This window comes from Thermicanus aegyptius DSM 12793 (genome assembly GCF_000510645.1).
GTDB lineage: Bacteria > Bacillota > Bacilli > Thermicanales > Thermicanaceae > Thermicanus > Thermicanus aegyptius.
In genome coordinates this window covers 3,233,834-3,249,007 of the sequence record NZ_KI783301.1, presented here as the reverse complement: position 1 = coordinate 3,249,007, position 15,174 = coordinate 3,233,834, and the positions used below count along the sequence as shown (strand labels likewise).

Below are 15,174 nucleotides of genomic sequence, written 5' to 3'. Positions count from 1 at the left end.
GATGATATAATAGTTGAGACAGGACCGTGGAGAGATTTTCGCCGGGCAGGAAACAGAGAGGTCTTGGCAGGGATGAAAAAGAGACCGGAGGGAGTCATGCATTTCAGACATTCTTTTCTTAAATGGGTAGGGGTCTCCGTGGGAATGCTCCTCCTTCTTTTCTTGTTCAGGGGGGTTTGGCTCCAAGGAATCGCTAATTTTTTGGTCACAAAGGAAAATTATGTCCCCAGCGATGTGATCATCGTACTTGGAGGAGAGACGCGGGGAGAGCGAACCGCCCGAGCCGTGGAATTATACCGGAAAGGGCTTGCGCCGAGAATTCTTTTTTCCGATGGAACTTCACTCTCTTGGCGCATCCGGGCCATCGATGAGATGGTGGCTCTGGCGAAAAAGTTAGGAGTACCGGAGGAGGCGATCTTTAAAGAGGACCGCTCTCGAAGCACGTACGAAAATGCCGTCTATACGAAGGAAATCTTGCAACGGAATCATTGGAATTCCGCGATTGTGGTCACCTCCTATTGGCACTCCCATCGATCCAAAATGACCTTTGACCGCGTCTATAAGGGGAGCGGGATCTCTCTGACGTATGCGAACTCCGGCGACCTCCTTACCCCGAACCTGGACCGCTGGTGGGAAGATTCTGAGAGACAGCAGGTGGTACTTACCGAACTGGCCAAATACCTCGTCTATTGGATTAAATATTAAAGAAGAAAATGGATTTGCGGAAATGGCCGAACTATGGTAGAGTAGCAGGCGAATATGCCTGTTTTTTTGAAGCGTAACATGCTAAAGGAAAGTGATCTCTTATCTTGGAGTTGAGAAGCGATCATGTTTTTGCAACGTATCCATCGAATCGGATATCGATTTCTTCTGATCCTCACCCTTCTTTTTTTCTCCTATTTGTTGAGACCCACCTGGTTATCGATTCAATCCCTCTTTGGAACCTGGTATACCCTCGCAGGTGCTCTTTTTTTCTTCCTTCTTTTTCTCTTTGGAATCCTGGCGATGAGCCGATGGAGGTTAGGAAACCGCCATTTTCTCCTTCTTCTATTTCTTGTTGCCTTTCTCCTCCGGTTCGCTTGGATATTGGCGGTTCCTACAGAGCCCTTTTCCGACTTTAAACTGATGTACGAGAGTGCCGTGAAGGCTTCTCAAGGGGATTATTCCTTTAGCCGGAGCCCGTATTATTCCCAATGGGTTTACCAGCTTGGCTTTACCATGTATCAGGCGCTCATCGTCAAGATCTTCGGGGCAGGGCTTCTCCCTCTAAAAATCTTAAATGCCCTTTACCAGACGGGGATTGCCCTTCTCTTGTACGGGATCGGCCGGCATCTCTTTGGAGAGTTTGCAGGAAGGGTTGCAGGATGGGTTTATGCCCTCTATCCTTCCAGCATCATGATGAGTTCTGTCTTAACCAATCAACATATTGCCGATTTTCTCTTTTATGCAGGGTTTGCCCTTTTGATGATCAAAGGGTTGGAGAGCCGCTATGCCTGGATCGGGATCGGGCTTCTGCTCGCCCTGGGGGATATCATGCGTCCCTATGGCCCTGTCGTCCTCCTGGCGGTGGGATTTTATTTTCTCCTCCACTATGTCCTACAAGCGAAGGGGAATCGATGGATCTATACCGGTCGATTGGCAGGGCTTCTCCTCCTCTTTTATCTCCTTCACATAGGAATAAGCAGTTGGCTGATCGCCCTGGGGGTTACCTCCTACCCGCTGGGGAACCGGGATCCCTATTGGAAGTTCGTGGAGGGGTTCAATGTAAAATCGATCGGCCAATATTACCCTCCCGATGACCAGAAATTGCGCGATCTCCCCCTCGAGGAAAAGATCAAGGTGGAAAAAGAGATGATAAAGGAGAGGCTATCGGACAGCAAAGCCATCTTGCAGCTTCTCCGAAAGAAAATGGAATTTTTGTGGGGTTCTCCGGATCAGGCGGCTTGGTGGAGTTTGCGGGATCTATCCCTCCCCTGGGTGGAAAGATGGGAGACGAGGCTGGAACGCTTCTTCTTCTTCGCCGCTCTTCTCTTCGGCTTGGCGTCACTGATCCGGTTGTGGAGGGGGGAAGGGGATCAGAAAGAAGCGTTTTTCCTCCTCCTGATCCTAGGGTACGCGGCAGTTCATCTTTTGATCGAGATTCAGGTGAGGTATCGTTACTTTCTCATTCCCGGCTTCCTTCTCTTTTTGGGGAGCGGCATGGGAGGGGTTCTTTATTGGTGCAGGCTTTTCTTTACCCGGGGAAAGGTGAAGAGCCTGTGACCGGTATAGTTCAGGATCGTATAAAGCCCGGCGCCGATCAGGACGGCGCCGCTTTCAATCCAGGAGCCTGGGATGGGAAGGAGGGCGATCACCCTCTCCGCCAAGAGAAGACCCAGCCCATAGGCCAGGAAATACGAGAGGAGAGTTACGAGCAGAAAGCGGGGGAAGCTCCGGGAGATGTCTCCCGTATCCCGGAAAGTGAAAGAACGGTTCAGGAAAAAGCTTACCACCACCCCGATGCTGTTGCCGATAAAGGTGGACCACCAGTAGTTCCAGTGAAATAAGTGAAGGAAGATAAAGGTCGTCCCAACACCGATCACGGTATTGATGATACCGACGAGGAGAAAACGGAGGAAGGTATGGGGTACGGCGATGATCACCTTTCTCTTTATATCCATTACGAACGACTCCCCATTTTGTCGTATGAAGTATCCCTTTGTGGCAAGGGAGCAAGCCTTTCTTCGATGAGATAGCGGGGACGCTGTTTGGTTTCCAAATAAATCTTGCCGATATATTCTCCGATGAGGCCGATGCTCATCAGATTGATTCCGCCAATAAACCAGATCGACAGCATGAGGGAGGTCCAACCGCCGATGCTCCGGCCTGCCAGTTTGCTCCATAACGCGTAGAGGCCGGCTGCGATACTTATGATGAAGATGGAAAAGCCCATGAGGGTAACAAAACGGATGGGAGTAACGCTAAAGGAGGTGATGCCTTCGAAGGCAAAGGCGAGCATTTTCCTCAACGGGTATTTCGATTGACCGGCGTAGCGTTCATGGCGGTCGTAGTAAACCGTGGCAGACTTAAGCCCTAAGAGGGGAATAATTCCCCGAAGGAAGAGGTTTCTTTCCCGGTATTCCTCCAGGTATTCTAACGCCCTCCGGCTCAGCAGGCGGTAATCGGCATGGTTGAAGACGATTTGCACTCCCATGGCCCGCATGAAGCGGTAAAAGCCCTCGGCCGTGGTACGCTTAAAAAAGGTATCCGACGCCCTGCTTTTTCTCACCCCGTAGACGATCTCAAAACCTTGCTTATACTTCTGCATAAATTCCCTCATCACATCCACATCATCCTGAAGGTCGGCGTCGATCGAGATCACGCAATCCGCCTGTTTTTTCGCCTCCATCAGCCCTGCGAAGAGGGCGTTTTGATGCCCCGCATTATGGGCAAGTTTAATCCCATGAATCATCGGCTGTTCCCGGGCGAGGGAGCCGATGATTTGCCAGGTTTTATCCTTGCTCCCGTCATCGACGAAGAGGAGAAAACTGTTTTCCGAGATCAGCCCTTCCGCCTTCATCTGCGAAAGCATAGAGGTAAGCCGTTCTGCGGTAACGGGAAGAACCTCCTCCTCATTGTAACAAGGGATTACGACCGAGAGAACGGGTGAGGCGACGTTCAGGTTCCCTTCCCGGTTGGGAACGCGAATGCTCAACAGGAAAACCTCCTTACTCCCAAGGTTTTTTCATCGTCAGGAAATCGGCCAGTTCTTTGCTCTTCGCCCTCTTCTGTTTCCGCTCGATTAGCCGTTCCGGGGCGGTCTCATGCAGCTTAATTTCTTCGGGGGATTCGGGAACCACTTCCGGAACAGGAACAGGATGGAAGTTTTCATCCAAGGCGACAAAGGTAGAAAAGGCGGTGGCGGCAATCTTCCGTTCCCCGGTGAACAGATCTTCCGTGATCACCTTCACGAAAACCTCCATAGAGGTATGGCCTGTCCATGTTACGTAGGACTCCAAGCAGACGGAATCGGTTCGATGGATGGGATAAAGAAAATTTACGGTATCCACAGAAGCGGTCACAACCCGCTGCCGGCAATGGCGCATGGCGGAGATGGAGGCGACATCATCGATATAGGACATGAGCCGCCCGCCGAAAAGCGTGCCGTGATTATTCGTATCGTTTGGCAGCACGAGGCTCGTTTTTACAACCCTTGATTCCCTGCAAAATTTTTTCTCCATGGTCTCCCTCTTTTTTCTGAAAGGATATTCTTACTTTAACGCATTTGGGTACATTAAACAAGGAGCATGACGAAGGGTTCCCTTACAGAATTCTGCCCACTTCACAAAAAACCCCCACCCCGCTTAAGCAGAGGGTGAGGAAAGGGTGATGCGCATGCTCATTCCATCGGGAGATCATTTTCACGGAACTTATTGGAAATCAATGTCGATTCTTCTTCGATTCTCCGGATTCAGCTTGGGGATGCGGATCTCCAACACCCCGTTTTTATAGCTGGCCTTCGCCTCATCACTTTTAACGGATACCGGGAGAGGAATGGAGCGTTGAAAATTTCCTTCATACCGCTCTTGCCGGTACATCCGGTCCGATTTCACCTCTTCCATTCGCTGGACGGTTCCGTGTATGGAGACGTGATTTTCCGATACCTCAATGTGGATATCTTCTTTTCTCTCTATGCCTGGAAGGTCGCAACGGACGACTACCTCTTTCTCCAATTCGTAAACATCTACTCTGGGAAGTCGAAAAGCATCCATCAGGGAAAATGTTCCCGGAAAACCTGCCGAGAAGATGCGATCCAGTTCATTCTTCATGTTTTCTAGATGGCGGAAAGGATCAAAAGGAACAAGATTCATGAAACTCCCTCCATTTCACCAGAAAAATGGCCACGAACCGAGACTGAACCCACACCATTCACGATCCGTAGGATCTTTCTTTTTCCCATCGCCTCCTGAAGGTTTTCATGGTTCATAGAGGATGACTTCTATGACCAATCTTATAATATCCTTTTTATGGTAATGTGTCAAGGGTTTTTTGATGACAAGATCTTGAACGGCCCCGACGTATAGGATGATTTGACTATACAATTTAAAATTCGGAGGGAAAAAATCGATCGGAGCGAGCGGGAACTAGTTCTAAGTACCTATGGAAAAGAGGCGAAGAATGGGTAATCCTGCCTATATACGCTTTTCTATATTCGTGATAGGGTACTAAGTTAGGATGGTTTTGTTCGTATTTCCCGGGAAAATGGTCGAAATTTGCTGGGATATGAAGGAAAAGAGGGAGTTTTGTAAGGAAGCTGGGTGGAGGGAGTAGTACCTCATGCGGGAAGAGTATGAACCACTCTACAAAATGGCCGGAATGGTGTATGGATTTAGAAAGGAAAAAGGAAGATTTGTACATACGTTTGCGATGGGAAACTTATTAACCCGATTAGGTTATACCCCTCAAGATTTTCTTAACCATGATCTTCAAGAGATATTCCCGGATGGAACGATCGCCGATCAGTTGGAAGAGGTCTATGAGCGGGCGTGGCGGGGAAAAGAGCAGGGGATGGTCATGATGCAGCTCTCGGGCATTCCGATCCTGGGCAGCCTGACTCCGGTCCGACAGAAGGGGAAAATCACCGATGTGGTGGTGATCTGGATGGAACTATTCCTGAAGGAGCGTTTCAGCATCATTGGGTTGGACCGTTCTTTTGCCACATCTTTCGATGAGGCGTATCCCCTTTCTCCGTCAAAGCTGAACCCCGGTACCGTGGACATCGGAAAACTTTTTCAGAAGGAAGATTTTTCTCTTCTCCGTTATGCCTCTGTGATGGTTCTTCTCTTAAATAGGGAGGGGAAAATTCTTTATGCTTCCCCGGTAGCCGCCGATTATCTCGGCCTGGATTGGGAAGGGAAGGGGATTGGCGAATGGTTGGAAGAAGAGGGGTCCCTCCTTTCCGCGCTGCAAAATCTTCCCGGCAACAAAACGATCGAACGACGCATTCGACTTCGGCGCGGAGAGAAAGGAGAAAGGATCTTCCAGGTATGGTTAACAAGAATCAGCCCTGATTTCGATTATGGGGCAAAAAGAGATCGCTTTCTATGGATCGGCAGGGATATATCACGTCAAGCGTCGCAGGAGGAGTTTTTGGAGAAGAGCAGCCATCTCGCGATGATCCAAGAATTCGCCGCCGGGGTAGCCCATGAACTCCGCAACCCCATCACGACGATCCGAGGATTTTTAACCCTCCTGCAGCAGGAGAGCAAGGGGATAAGCAGAGAGGGAGTATCCTATTTTCCCATGATTCTCGCAGAAATAGACAAGATTGAAGAAGTGGTCAATCATTTTCTCCTTTTCGCCAAATCTTCCAGGGCTAAGAAGGAAGAAGTTCTCCTCCGTTCCATTCTTGAGGAGGTCATTCGGGATGCCGAACAGGAAGGTTTGATTGAAAAGGATGGGATCACCGCTCTTTTTGATGGGGAGAATCCCATCGTCATGGGGAATCGGGAGATGCTGAAGCTTTCGTTTAAGAATCTCCTGCGGTACATCCTCGAAGGAAAGGATGAAGGATCCCCCCTAACCGTCAAAGGGGAAAGGGATGAAGGGAATTTCTATTCCATTCGGTTTATCTATGTAGACGTAAGAACGAAGGAGATCGTAGAGAAGGCGGGCCTTCCCCACTATTCCCTCAACGAAAAGGGAATCGGCATCGAAATGATGATCAGCTATAAGGTGATTGCCGATCACATGGGACAAATCGCCATTGAGAGGGATGAAGGAAAGACGCTGCTTCAAGTCCTCCTTCCTTATTCTCGCGCCTCTTCTTACGAGACGGAGCTCGAAGAACAGATCCTAGGCCGAAGCGAATTAACCAATCGGGAGAAAGAGGTCTTGAAACTCGTCTGTCTGGGATATAAAAATAAGGAAATCTCGGAACAGCTTATGATTAGTGAGCATACGGTGAAAAACCATGTTTCCAATATTCTGCAGAAACTGGAATTAAACGATCGCTCGCAACTGATGGTGATGTTCCTCCATCCCCAAAAAGGGATGAAATCATCGACGTAGCCCGCCTTCATTTTCTTCGAAACAAGAAAGAGGAGATGGAGGCGGAAAAGTATTAGGAAAGGTTTTATAGGAAACGTTTTGGATGTCGATGGGGAGGAGAAAAGTTGCAGGTGAGGTTGGGACTTTTCGCCGTGAGAAAAATAGCCTATACTGAAATTAGAGAGCGAATCACAGAAGGGGTAACAGGTTTAATGCAAAAAGGGAAGTTCTCCATGCTCGAATTCATTCGATAAGCCCGATGAGGGGATGAAAAGGAGGGCTGGGTTTGATGGAGAGAGAAGGTCTTGGGAAAGAGAGAAAAAAATATCCTCTTTGGCACCTGCACATCGAACCATTAAAGGTCCGACTCATTGTAAAGCAAGGAGAAGGGGAGGCTCCCTTTACGGAAGAAGAGGTGAAGCGGCGTCTCATGCAGGAGGGGATCAAACTTCCCATTCAAGAGGAAGAATTGAGAGTCGCCCTCCATGCGCCTCCACCGGGGGAATATCTCTTGGCGGAGGGAACTCCTCCAGAGAATGGGAAGGACGGTTGGGTGGAATGGTTCGTTCAAACTCAGGAAGAGCATCGCTTCGTGGAGGAGAACGGAAGGATTAATTATCTGGATTTCTTTCGCATTCCCAGTGTAGCCGCCGGAGACCGAATCGCCCAGATCTTCCCTCCTCAGCCGGGCAGGGAGGGCAGCGGAGTCCGTGGGGAACCGATCCCTCCCCCTCCGGTTCGGGCGGTTAACATCGCCCTTGGGCAAGGGGTTCGGCTGGATGAGGAAGGAAAGGTGATCTACGCCACGATCAATGGATACTTAAAGGTAAAGACGAAAAGCGGGGGTTACCACATCAGTGTCGCTCCAACCCTCATCCAGTCGGGAGATGTGGACCTTTCCACCGGGAATATCCGCTTCCGCGGAGATATTCAAATCTCCGGCAATATAAACGAAGGAATGACCGTGGAGGCAGACGGGGATATCCGCGTCGGGGGAAATGTGATGAAGGCCACCGTAAAGGCAGGGGGTTCGATCCTGGTTCAAGGTCAGGCGATAGGCAGCCATCTTTCTGCTGGTGTTAGCCCCTTGCAAGAATTAAAATTCACCTTGGAAAAGATCAAAGAGGATCTGGAGAAAGTGGACGTCGGGATCCATCAAATATCCCAAACGCCCCAGGGGAAATGGATCTTGCAAGAGGAGCAGCAAACGATCCTTCCGGTCGTCAAACTGTTGATCCAAAAGATAAATCCCCGCATCGGGGAGGAGATTAAAGAATTGGCCAAGGAAAGACAAAAGATCAGCCTTCCAAAAGATTGGCTGGAGGTGATCGATGGGCTTCAACAGGTACAGGCACAGCTTTCCCACACAGGGGGAAGTCCGCCAGACATCACCTATGTCCGGTTTCAAAAGCTGCTCTTACATTTAAAGCAGCTTTTGAAAGAGAATCCGGCGGAAGATAAGAAGGATGTGAAGGTGGTTCTTTCCAGTCTCCTTAACAGTAAAGTGGAATCAAAAGGGGATGTGGAGGTAACCCAACGGGGAGGATACCATTCGATCATCGATGCCGGAGGAAGCGTGAGAGGGAAAGGCTCCTACCGGGGCGGCGAAATCAGGTCCGGCCATAGGGTAGAGCTTGAAGAAGTGGGGTCCCAGGCCGGAGTGCGCACCTTGGTTGAAGTACTTGATCCTGAAGGAGTGGTTCGTCTTAATAAAGTATATCCGGAGACCGAAGTTCTCATCGGCGGGAAAGGGCATTTCTTTACCCGGGAGGAGGCAAAAGTAAGCATACGCATCAAGGAAGGGGAGATCCATCTCACCAGAGGATAGGAGAAGGCAAAGGATACGATTTTGCCTTCTTTTTTTTTTATGGTCGTTTCGTGGCCATTTCACAGAGGCTTTCATTCTTCTTCACAATTTTATGGTAAAGTAAAAGCAAGCATCGGAAGAAGAAGGGATTCTCATGGAAAGCATATGGACAAAAGAGATCCTAGACCAGTTCCCTGAGGGCGTCATCGTGATGGATCAACATCGGGTGATCCTCTACATCAACCGGATTGCCAAGGAACAGATGGGGTGGAAGGAAGGGGAGAAGGTCCCCCACTGTTCCTATTGTGAGATGCGAGAGGTGCTGCCTGGAGAGGAACGCTGCATTCTTATGCATGACCATGCCCTTCCTGTCTTCGAATCCCATATGCCTACCTATGAAGGAAAACATAGTTTTTTTCAAATGAGCACCAAAAAGATCCTCCTGAACGGGACGGCAGGGTACATCCTGATCATCCGGGATCCCCTCCGCATCGCGGAGGAACAGACGAAAAAAATGGAGCACACCTTGGTCAAGGAGACGATACTCGCCCAGGAAAGGGAACGGAAGCGAATTGCCAGGCTGCTCCATGACGAGATCGGACAAACCATTTACAGCGCCGTTTTAGGCCTTCAAGGGATTGAACGCCACGAATGCGATCCAGCCATGAAAAAACACGCCCGGAAACTAACAACCGGTTTGGAAGAGGCGTTAGAGCGCATTCGCCGGATTTCGAGAACCCTTCGCCCCCTTCCTTCGGATGCCTTTGATCTACATGAGGCGGTTTTAAGGGCGGCGGAAGATTGGCGGGAGATGGAAGGGATAGCGATTCATCTTCATCTCCCTCCCCGGAAACTCTCCCTTTCCCATGAAGCGAGCCTCCACCTTTACCGGGTGCTGCAAGAGGCGGTGTTAAATGCGGTCCGCCATGGGAAGGCGAAACAGATTGATCTTCTCCTGGAGCCAAGGCAAACCCGGCTCTTTTTCCAAGTGCGGGATGACGGAAGAGGGTTTAAGGTAGAAGAATGCAAAGAAGGGGTGGGGAGATATCATATGAAAGAGAGGATTGAAATGATGGGAGGAGAGATCAAATGGTTTAGCAAAATCGGAGGGCCGACCGTCGTAGAAGGATATATTCCACTTCAAGGAGGGGGAAGTTCGTGAATCTGCTCATCGTGGATGATCATGAAATCGTTAGGGACGGGTTATCCCTCCTCTTAAATGACTTTTTTCCGATCCAATCGATTCTCTTTGCCGAGGAAGGGGGAGAGGCGCTCCGCCTCGCCGAAAAATACCCCATTGACCTCGCCCTCCTGGATCTCTCCATGCCTGGGGGAATGGATGGTTTCCATGCCATTACCCGACTGCGCCGGATCAATCCGAAGATGAAATTGGTGGTTTTCTCCATGCATGATGAGGATGAATACAAAAGGAAAGCCTACTTGGCAGGCGCCGATGGGTATATCGAAAAACGACTTCATGGCGAGGAGATTGTAAGCAATCTCCGAGAGGTGTTAAACGGGAAGAAGGTCTTTCCCGCCCACATTATGAAGGAGGAGAATAAATCCCTTCATGATGAACATTGCCCATTATCCTTTCGGGAGAAGGAGATCTTTGTCTTGACGGTCTTAGGATATACCCAAAAGGAGATCGCCGAGCAATTGACGATCTCCACGAAAACGGTAGAAAACCACCGCTTAAATATTAGTAAAAAGCTGGGCACGAACCGGAAGAGGGACTGGGTTCAACTGGCGAAAAAGTATCACTTGGTTAAGTTGTAAGGGCTTTCGGTTTTCTAAGGTGGATGCGAAGATTCCCGAATGGTGAATTACTCCGGAATCATGGACCAGCCTACATTTCCTTTCATCTTGTAAATAAACAGGGTAAATATATAGGGGAAATCCCTTGATTTTTTGAATGATTATAAATATTCTAGGGAAAGTTTGAAGAAAGATTGGTGAATTGGTGAAAAATGATGAAAAAACCGGACGAGGCCCGTCCGGTTCGACATAAAACGTTCAATTCTTATTCTTCCTCTTTCCAGTTCGTATGGAAAATTCCCTCCCGATCGACCCGCTCATAGGTATGGGCGCCGAAATAATCCCGTTGGGCCTGGATGAGATTGGCCGGGAGCCGTTCGGAGCGGTAACTGTCAAAATAGGCTAGGGCGCTGGAGAACGCGGGGACAGGAATCCCCCGCATGATCGCAAAGGCGACCACCCTGCGCCATTCTTCTTGGTAAGACTCCAAAATGCTGCGGAAATATGGGGCGGTGATGAGATTTTGGAGGGAGGGTTCCTCTTCATACGCCTCCATAATATTTTGCAGGAAGCGGGCCCGGATGATGCAGCCTCCTCTCCAGATCATGGCGATTTTCCGGTAATCGAGCTCCCATCCGTACACATCGGAGGCCGCCTTCAGTTGGGAGAACCCTTGGGCATAGGAGATGATTTTGCTGGCATAAAGGGCTTTTCGAACCGCTTCTACCAGGGAGGAACGCTCTTTTTCCTCTAAAAACTTCCCCGCCCCTTCTCCTTTAGGTCCTTTGATCAGTCGTCCGGTTTTGACCCGTTCCTCTTTTTTGGCGGAAAGGTAGCGGGCAAAGACCGATTCGGTAATGACCGAAAGGGGAACTCCCAAATCCAGGGCGCTTTCGCTGGTCCATTTCCCCGTCCCTTTTTGTCCGGCCCGATCCATAATGAGATGCAGGAGGGGTTTCCCGGTCTCGGGATCTTTTTTCTTAAAGATCTCAGCGGTAATTTCGATCAGGTAGCTGTCGAGTTCCCCTTCCTTCCAAGCGGCAAAGACCTCTGCCAGTTCATTCGTTTCCATGCCTAAACCACGGGAAAGAATATCATAGGCTTCACTGATGAGCTGCATATCTCCATACTCAATGCCGTTATGGACCATCTTCACATAATGTCCGGCTCCGTCGGGGCCCATGTAGGCGGAACAAGGGGTTCCTTCCGCTTTGGCCGCAATGGACAATAAGATCCTTTCCACCAGTTGATATGCCTTTCTCGAACCTCCGGGCATGAGGGAAGGACCATGGAGGGCTCCTTCTTCCCCTCCGGAAACGCCCATCCCTAAGAAGAGAATGCCCGCCTTATCCAGCTCCATGCTCCGCCGCCTTGTATCCTGAAAGAAGGAATTCCCCCCATCGATTAAGAGATCCCCTTTCTCCAAATGGGGGAGAAGTTGCCGAATCGTGGCATCGGTCGCCTCTCCGGCTTGGACCATGAGGAGGATCTTCCGTGGGCGTTCCAGAGATGCGATAAAATCCTCGATGGTATAAAACCCTTCAATCTTTTTCCCCTCCGCCTCGGAGAGCATCTTTTTTGTCTTGTCCGGTGAACGGTTAAAGACCGAAACGGAATACCCTCTGCTTTCTATATTGAAGGCTAAATTTTTTCCCATTACTCCCAAACCGATCACGCCGATCTCATTTTTCATGGATGAACACTCCTTCCCTGCACTCTGCCTTCCGTTCCACTACCTTATTTTCTCCTAAATAGGGGAGAAAATCAAAGGGGGAAGGGTTTAAAACTTTCAATCGTTCATCGATTCACATCTTCGCAACAACTTTGCCATGATGCCGTAACAACTACCTTGGGAATAGTGGAAAACCCCTATAGGTTTCAGGGAGGATTCATCATAAAGTAAGAATTGGGAACTGATTTTATAAAATTTTATTGAAAAAGGGGGATATGAGGATGTCGGGAATTGTGGCGCTAAGCCGTTGGCAGTTTGGACTCACGGCCTTCTTCCATTTCCTGTTCGTCCCGCTCACCATCGGGCTGGTCATCTTGGTGGCGATTATGGAAACGCTTTACGCCCGCAAGAAAGAGGATATTTACCGCCGGATGGCCGATTTTTGGGGCAAGTTATTCGCCATTAACTTCGCCCTGGGCGTGGTGACGGGAATTACCATGGAGTTTCAGTTTGGGACCAACTGGTCAGAGTACTCGAAGTTCATGGGGGACATTTTCGGTTCACCGCTGGCGATTGAGGCGCTATTGGCATTCTTCCTTGAATCCACGTTTTTCGGGGTTTGGTTCTTCGGCCGGAATAAATTTTCTCCGAAACTGCGGGCCTTCTCCATGTGGATGGTGGCGATCGGTACGAACATCTCCGCCTTGTGGATTATTACGGCGAACGGCTTCATGCAAAACCCCGTCGGTTATTCCATCGTGGATGGGAAGATTCAGTTGGAGAATTTCGGCGCCGTGATGGCAAATCCGTATGTTTGGTATATGTTTACCCATACGATTTTTGCCAGCTACATTGTCGGTTCTTTCTTCGTGTTGGGCGTTAGCGCGTATCATTTGCTTCGGAAGCACCATCTCGAGTTTTTTACCCGTTCCTTTAAAATGGCCCTCATCATGGCGGTCATCTCGACCCTCATGGTACCCATTATCGGCCACTTCCACGGAGTGAATACCGGGAAGGTAAATCCTGTGAAGGCTGCCGCCTTTGAAGCGGTTTGGGAAACCGGTAAAGACCTCCCCTTCTATCTCTTCCAGATTCCTGATCCGGCCAATGAGCGGAATTCCGTGGAGCTTTTAGGCATCCCGTATCTGGGAAGTCTCTTCAATAAGAACGATATTCACGGTGAGGTCAAAGGATTGAAGGAAGTTCCTGCGGAGGAGCGTCCAAACGTATCCGTTGTCTTCTGGAGCTTCCGCCTTATGATCGGTTTAGGGCTCTACTTCCTCTTTATGGCCATCTACGGCTTTTACCTCTATTCGAAACAAAAATTGCTTGATTCATCCCGCTATCTCAAGGTTCTCCTCTACACCATCCCCCTCCCTTACGTGGCCATTAATTTAGGGTGGGTGGTTGCCGAGATGGGACGTCAACCATGGATTGTATTTGGTCTGATGAAGACCGATGAGGCGGTGTCCCCGATCGCTATGGGCGAAATGATCTTTTCGATGGTAGGTCTCTTCCTTTTCTACGGCATTCTCATCATTTCTGATCTTCGTCTGCTCCGAAAATATGCTGTGGCGGGCCCCGAAAACGACATTCCTGGAGAAACGCCAAAGGTGGATCCTGGGAAAAGCGCCCGTCCTATACAGGCGTAAGGAGGGATTCTAAAATGAGCCAAGAAGTGCTGGCCATCATTTGGTTTGCTCTTTGGGCGGTCCTCTGGATGGTTTATTTCGCACTGGATGGATATACGCTGGGAACGGGAATTCTTTTTCCCTTTCTCTCGAAGTCCAAACAAGAGGAATTGCAGCTGCAGGAGACCATCGGTCCCTATTGGAACGTAAACGAGGTCTGGGTGATTACGGCAGGAGGAGCGACCTTTGCCGCCTTCCCCCTCACCTATGCGCTGATGTTCAGCTATCTCTATGTTCCTCTCTTCCTCATCCTGTTTGCCTTGTTCTTCCGGGCCATCGGTTTGGAATTTATGCATAAACATGAAGATCCCAAGTGGAAAACCTTTTGGAAATGGGCCTTCTTCGCAGGCAGTGCCGCCGTGGCTTTGCTCTGGGGAGTTGCCTTCGCCAATCTCTTTCAGGGACTTCTTATCGATGCAAACGGAAGTTCCGACACCCTGCTGACGCTCCTCAATCCCTATGGCCTGATCGGGGGTCTTACCTTCGTCTCCCTCTTTGCTTTATCCGGCAGCCTCTGGATCGCCTTTAAGGTGAAAGGGGATGTGGAAGAGCGGGCCTGGAAACTGTCGAAAACCCTATGGGCTGTGGCGGCCGCCATCTATGGCATCTTTCTGATCGCCACCGCCGCCATGACCCCGCTGCTCCATAATTTCGTCACCTATCCCGTCCTTTTCCTGGTACCGGCCTTAGCGCTGGCTGCCCTCCTTTTGGTCCGTTTCTATCAAAACAAAGGGAGGAAACTGGCCGCTTTCCTCTCTCTCTTCGGAACGATTCTTTTAACCGTAGCGACAGGGTTTATCGGGCTTTTCCCCAATATGCTCTTGTCCAAGATTGATCCCAAATATAGCATCACCCTTTTCCAGGCGGCGGCCAGCCAAAAAACCCTCACCATCATGTTTATCGTTGCCGTTGTGATGGTTCCCATCATTATCGCATATCAGCTGTGGACCTACTTCCTCTTTAAGGAAAAGATCACGATTCAAAATGCGAGAGGGTACCATCAGTAATCGGTTGCGCCAAGTGTTTCAAATCTTATAGAAAAACCGTCCACGCGAGGTGGGCGGTTTTTTTGTGACAAGATTGTTACAGAGAAAATGAACATTATATGACGATCTTCCCTCTCCTCTTTTGGGATGAAGGGCAAGGGGATATGATAAAACTGTAATGACTATAAAGATAGTACAAATGAGTTAAATAGAAAAACAGGAATGGGATGA

The 15,174-nt window shown here is 49.6% G+C and carries 13 protein-coding genes; 8 read left to right on the top strand and 5 right to left on the bottom strand.

From position 1 onward, the window contains the following. Positions 1–96 precede the first annotated feature (96 nt). Both THEAE_RS0117320 and THEAE_RS0117315 read left to right on the top strand, forming a co-directional pair. Positions 97–705 (top strand): YdcF family protein, encoded by a 609-nt coding sequence (locus THEAE_RS0117320; protein ID WP_028988289.1) that lies wholly within the window; start codon positions 97–99, stop codon positions 703–705. A gap of 123 nt (positions 706–828) precedes the next feature. Continuing rightward, positions 829–2,262 carry a glycosyltransferase family 39 protein gene (locus THEAE_RS0117315; RefSeq protein WP_052330131.1) on the top strand — a complete coding sequence of 478 codons (1,434 nt, stop codon included), beginning with the start codon at positions 829–831 and terminating at the stop codon, positions 2,260–2,262. On the opposite strand, the gene THEAE_RS0117310 is transcribed toward THEAE_RS0117315, so the two are convergent. The 4 genes from THEAE_RS0117310 to THEAE_RS0117295 form a co-directional block, all read right to left on the bottom strand. Next, on the bottom strand, positions 2,214–2,660 hold the full coding sequence (locus tag THEAE_RS0117310; RefSeq protein WP_052330130.1) for a GtrA family protein: 447 nt from the start codon (positions 2,658–2,660) through the stop codon (positions 2,214–2,216). The two genes, THEAE_RS0117315 and THEAE_RS0117310, sit on opposite strands and share 49 nt — an antisense overlap. Beyond that, positions 2,660–3,694 (bottom strand): glycosyltransferase family 2 protein, encoded by a 1,035-nt coding sequence (locus THEAE_RS0117305; RefSeq protein WP_245605584.1) that lies wholly within the window; start codon positions 3,692–3,694, stop codon positions 2,660–2,662. Before THEAE_RS0117305 ends, THEAE_RS0117310 begins: the two co-directional genes overlap by 1 nt. A gap of 13 nt (positions 3,695–3,707) precedes the next feature. Next, positions 3,708–4,220 carry an acyl-CoA thioesterase gene (locus THEAE_RS0117300; protein WP_028988285.1) on the bottom strand — a complete coding sequence of 171 codons (513 nt, stop codon included), beginning with the start codon at positions 4,218–4,220 and terminating at the stop codon, positions 3,708–3,710. Between the two features lie 189 nt (positions 4,221–4,409). Next, a complete protein-coding gene (locus THEAE_RS0117295) occupies positions 4,410–4,850 on the bottom strand; it encodes an Hsp20/alpha crystallin family protein (RefSeq protein WP_005585714.1) in 441 nt (146 codons plus the stop codon). A gap of 466 nt (positions 4,851–5,316) precedes the next feature. On the opposite strand from THEAE_RS0117295, the gene THEAE_RS23745 reads away from it, so the two are divergent. The 4 genes from THEAE_RS23745 to THEAE_RS0117265 all read left to right on the top strand — a co-directional run bounded on the left by THEAE_RS23745 (position 5,317) and on the right by THEAE_RS0117265 (position 10,615). Beyond that, entirely contained in the window at positions 5,317–7,050 is a 1,734-nt protein-coding gene (locus THEAE_RS23745) for a LuxR C-terminal-related transcriptional regulator (RefSeq protein ID WP_028988284.1), read from the top strand. Positions 7,051–7,318: 268 nt separating this feature from the next. Further along, positions 7,319–8,857: a flagellar assembly protein A gene (locus THEAE_RS0117275; protein WP_028988283.1), complete on the top strand. Its 1,539-nt coding sequence runs from the start codon at positions 7,319–7,321 to the stop codon at positions 8,855–8,857. A gap of 133 nt (positions 8,858–8,990) precedes the next feature. Next, positions 8,991–9,998, top strand: coding sequence for a sensor histidine kinase (locus THEAE_RS0117270; RefSeq protein ID WP_005585707.1), 1,008 nt, complete (start codon positions 8,991–8,993; stop codon positions 9,996–9,998). Beyond that, positions 9,995–10,615 carry a response regulator transcription factor gene (locus THEAE_RS0117265; protein ID WP_005585705.1) on the top strand — a complete coding sequence of 207 codons (621 nt, stop codon included), beginning with the start codon at positions 9,995–9,997 and terminating at the stop codon, positions 10,613–10,615. The genes THEAE_RS0117270 and THEAE_RS0117265 overlap by 4 nt, the downstream gene beginning before the upstream one ends. 244 nt (positions 10,616–10,859) lie before the next feature. Here the strand turns inward: THEAE_RS0117265 and gndA are convergent, their stop codons facing one another. Further along, positions 10,860–12,287 (bottom strand): NADP-dependent phosphogluconate dehydrogenase, encoded by a 1,428-nt coding sequence (gene gndA / locus THEAE_RS0117260; protein WP_005585703.1) that lies wholly within the window; start codon positions 12,285–12,287, stop codon positions 10,860–10,862. A 260-nt stretch (positions 12,288–12,547) separates the two neighbouring features. Here gndA and THEAE_RS21620 point away from each other — a divergent pair, with 260 nt between their 5' ends. Next, positions 12,548–13,918: a cytochrome ubiquinol oxidase subunit I gene (locus tag THEAE_RS21620; RefSeq protein WP_084213606.1), complete on the top strand. Its 1,371-nt coding sequence runs from the start codon at positions 12,548–12,550 to the stop codon at positions 13,916–13,918. 14 nt (positions 13,919–13,932) lie between these two features. Beyond that, on the top strand, positions 13,933–14,964 hold the full coding sequence (gene cydB, locus THEAE_RS0117245; RefSeq protein ID WP_005585702.1) for a cytochrome d ubiquinol oxidase subunit II: 1,032 nt from the start codon (positions 13,933–13,935) through the stop codon (positions 14,962–14,964). Positions 14,965–15,174: the final 210 nt, after the last annotated feature.

Excerpts from the sequence above, each read along its gene's own strand:
- THEAE_RS0117320 (WP_028988289.1), top strand. The coding sequence starts at position 97 with ATGCATTTCAGACATTCTTTTCTTAAATGGGTAGGGGTCTCCGTGGGA.
- THEAE_RS0117315 (WP_052330131.1), top strand. The coding sequence starts at position 829 with ATGTTTTTGCAACGTATCCATCGAATCGGATATCGATTTCTTCTGATC.
- THEAE_RS0117310 (WP_052330130.1), bottom strand. The coding sequence starts at position 2,660 with ATGGATATAAAGAGAAAGGTGATCATCGCCGTACCCCATACCTTCCTC.
- THEAE_RS0117300 (WP_028988285.1), bottom strand. The coding sequence starts at position 4,220 with ATGGAGAAAAAATTTTGCAGGGAATCAAGGGTTGTAAAAACGAGCCTC.
- THEAE_RS0117295 (WP_005585714.1), bottom strand. The coding sequence starts at position 4,850 with ATGAATCTTGTTCCTTTTGATCCTTTCCGCCATCTAGAAAACATGAAG.
- THEAE_RS23745 (WP_028988284.1), top strand. The coding sequence starts at position 5,317 with ATGCGGGAAGAGTATGAACCACTCTACAAAATGGCCGGAATGGTGTAT.
- THEAE_RS0117275 (WP_028988283.1), top strand. The coding sequence starts at position 7,319 with ATGGAGAGAGAAGGTCTTGGGAAAGAGAGAAAAAAATATCCTCTTTGG.
- THEAE_RS0117270 (WP_005585707.1), top strand. The coding sequence starts at position 8,991 with ATGGAAAGCATATGGACAAAAGAGATCCTAGACCAGTTCCCTGAGGGC.
- gndA (WP_005585703.1), bottom strand. The coding sequence starts at position 12,287 with ATGAAAAATGAGATCGGCGTGATCGGTTTGGGAGTAATGGGAAAAAAT.
- THEAE_RS21620 (WP_084213606.1), top strand. The coding sequence starts at position 12,548 with ATGTCGGGAATTGTGGCGCTAAGCCGTTGGCAGTTTGGACTCACGGCC.
- cydB (WP_005585702.1), top strand. The coding sequence starts at position 13,933 with ATGAGCCAAGAAGTGCTGGCCATCATTTGGTTTGCTCTTTGGGCGGTC.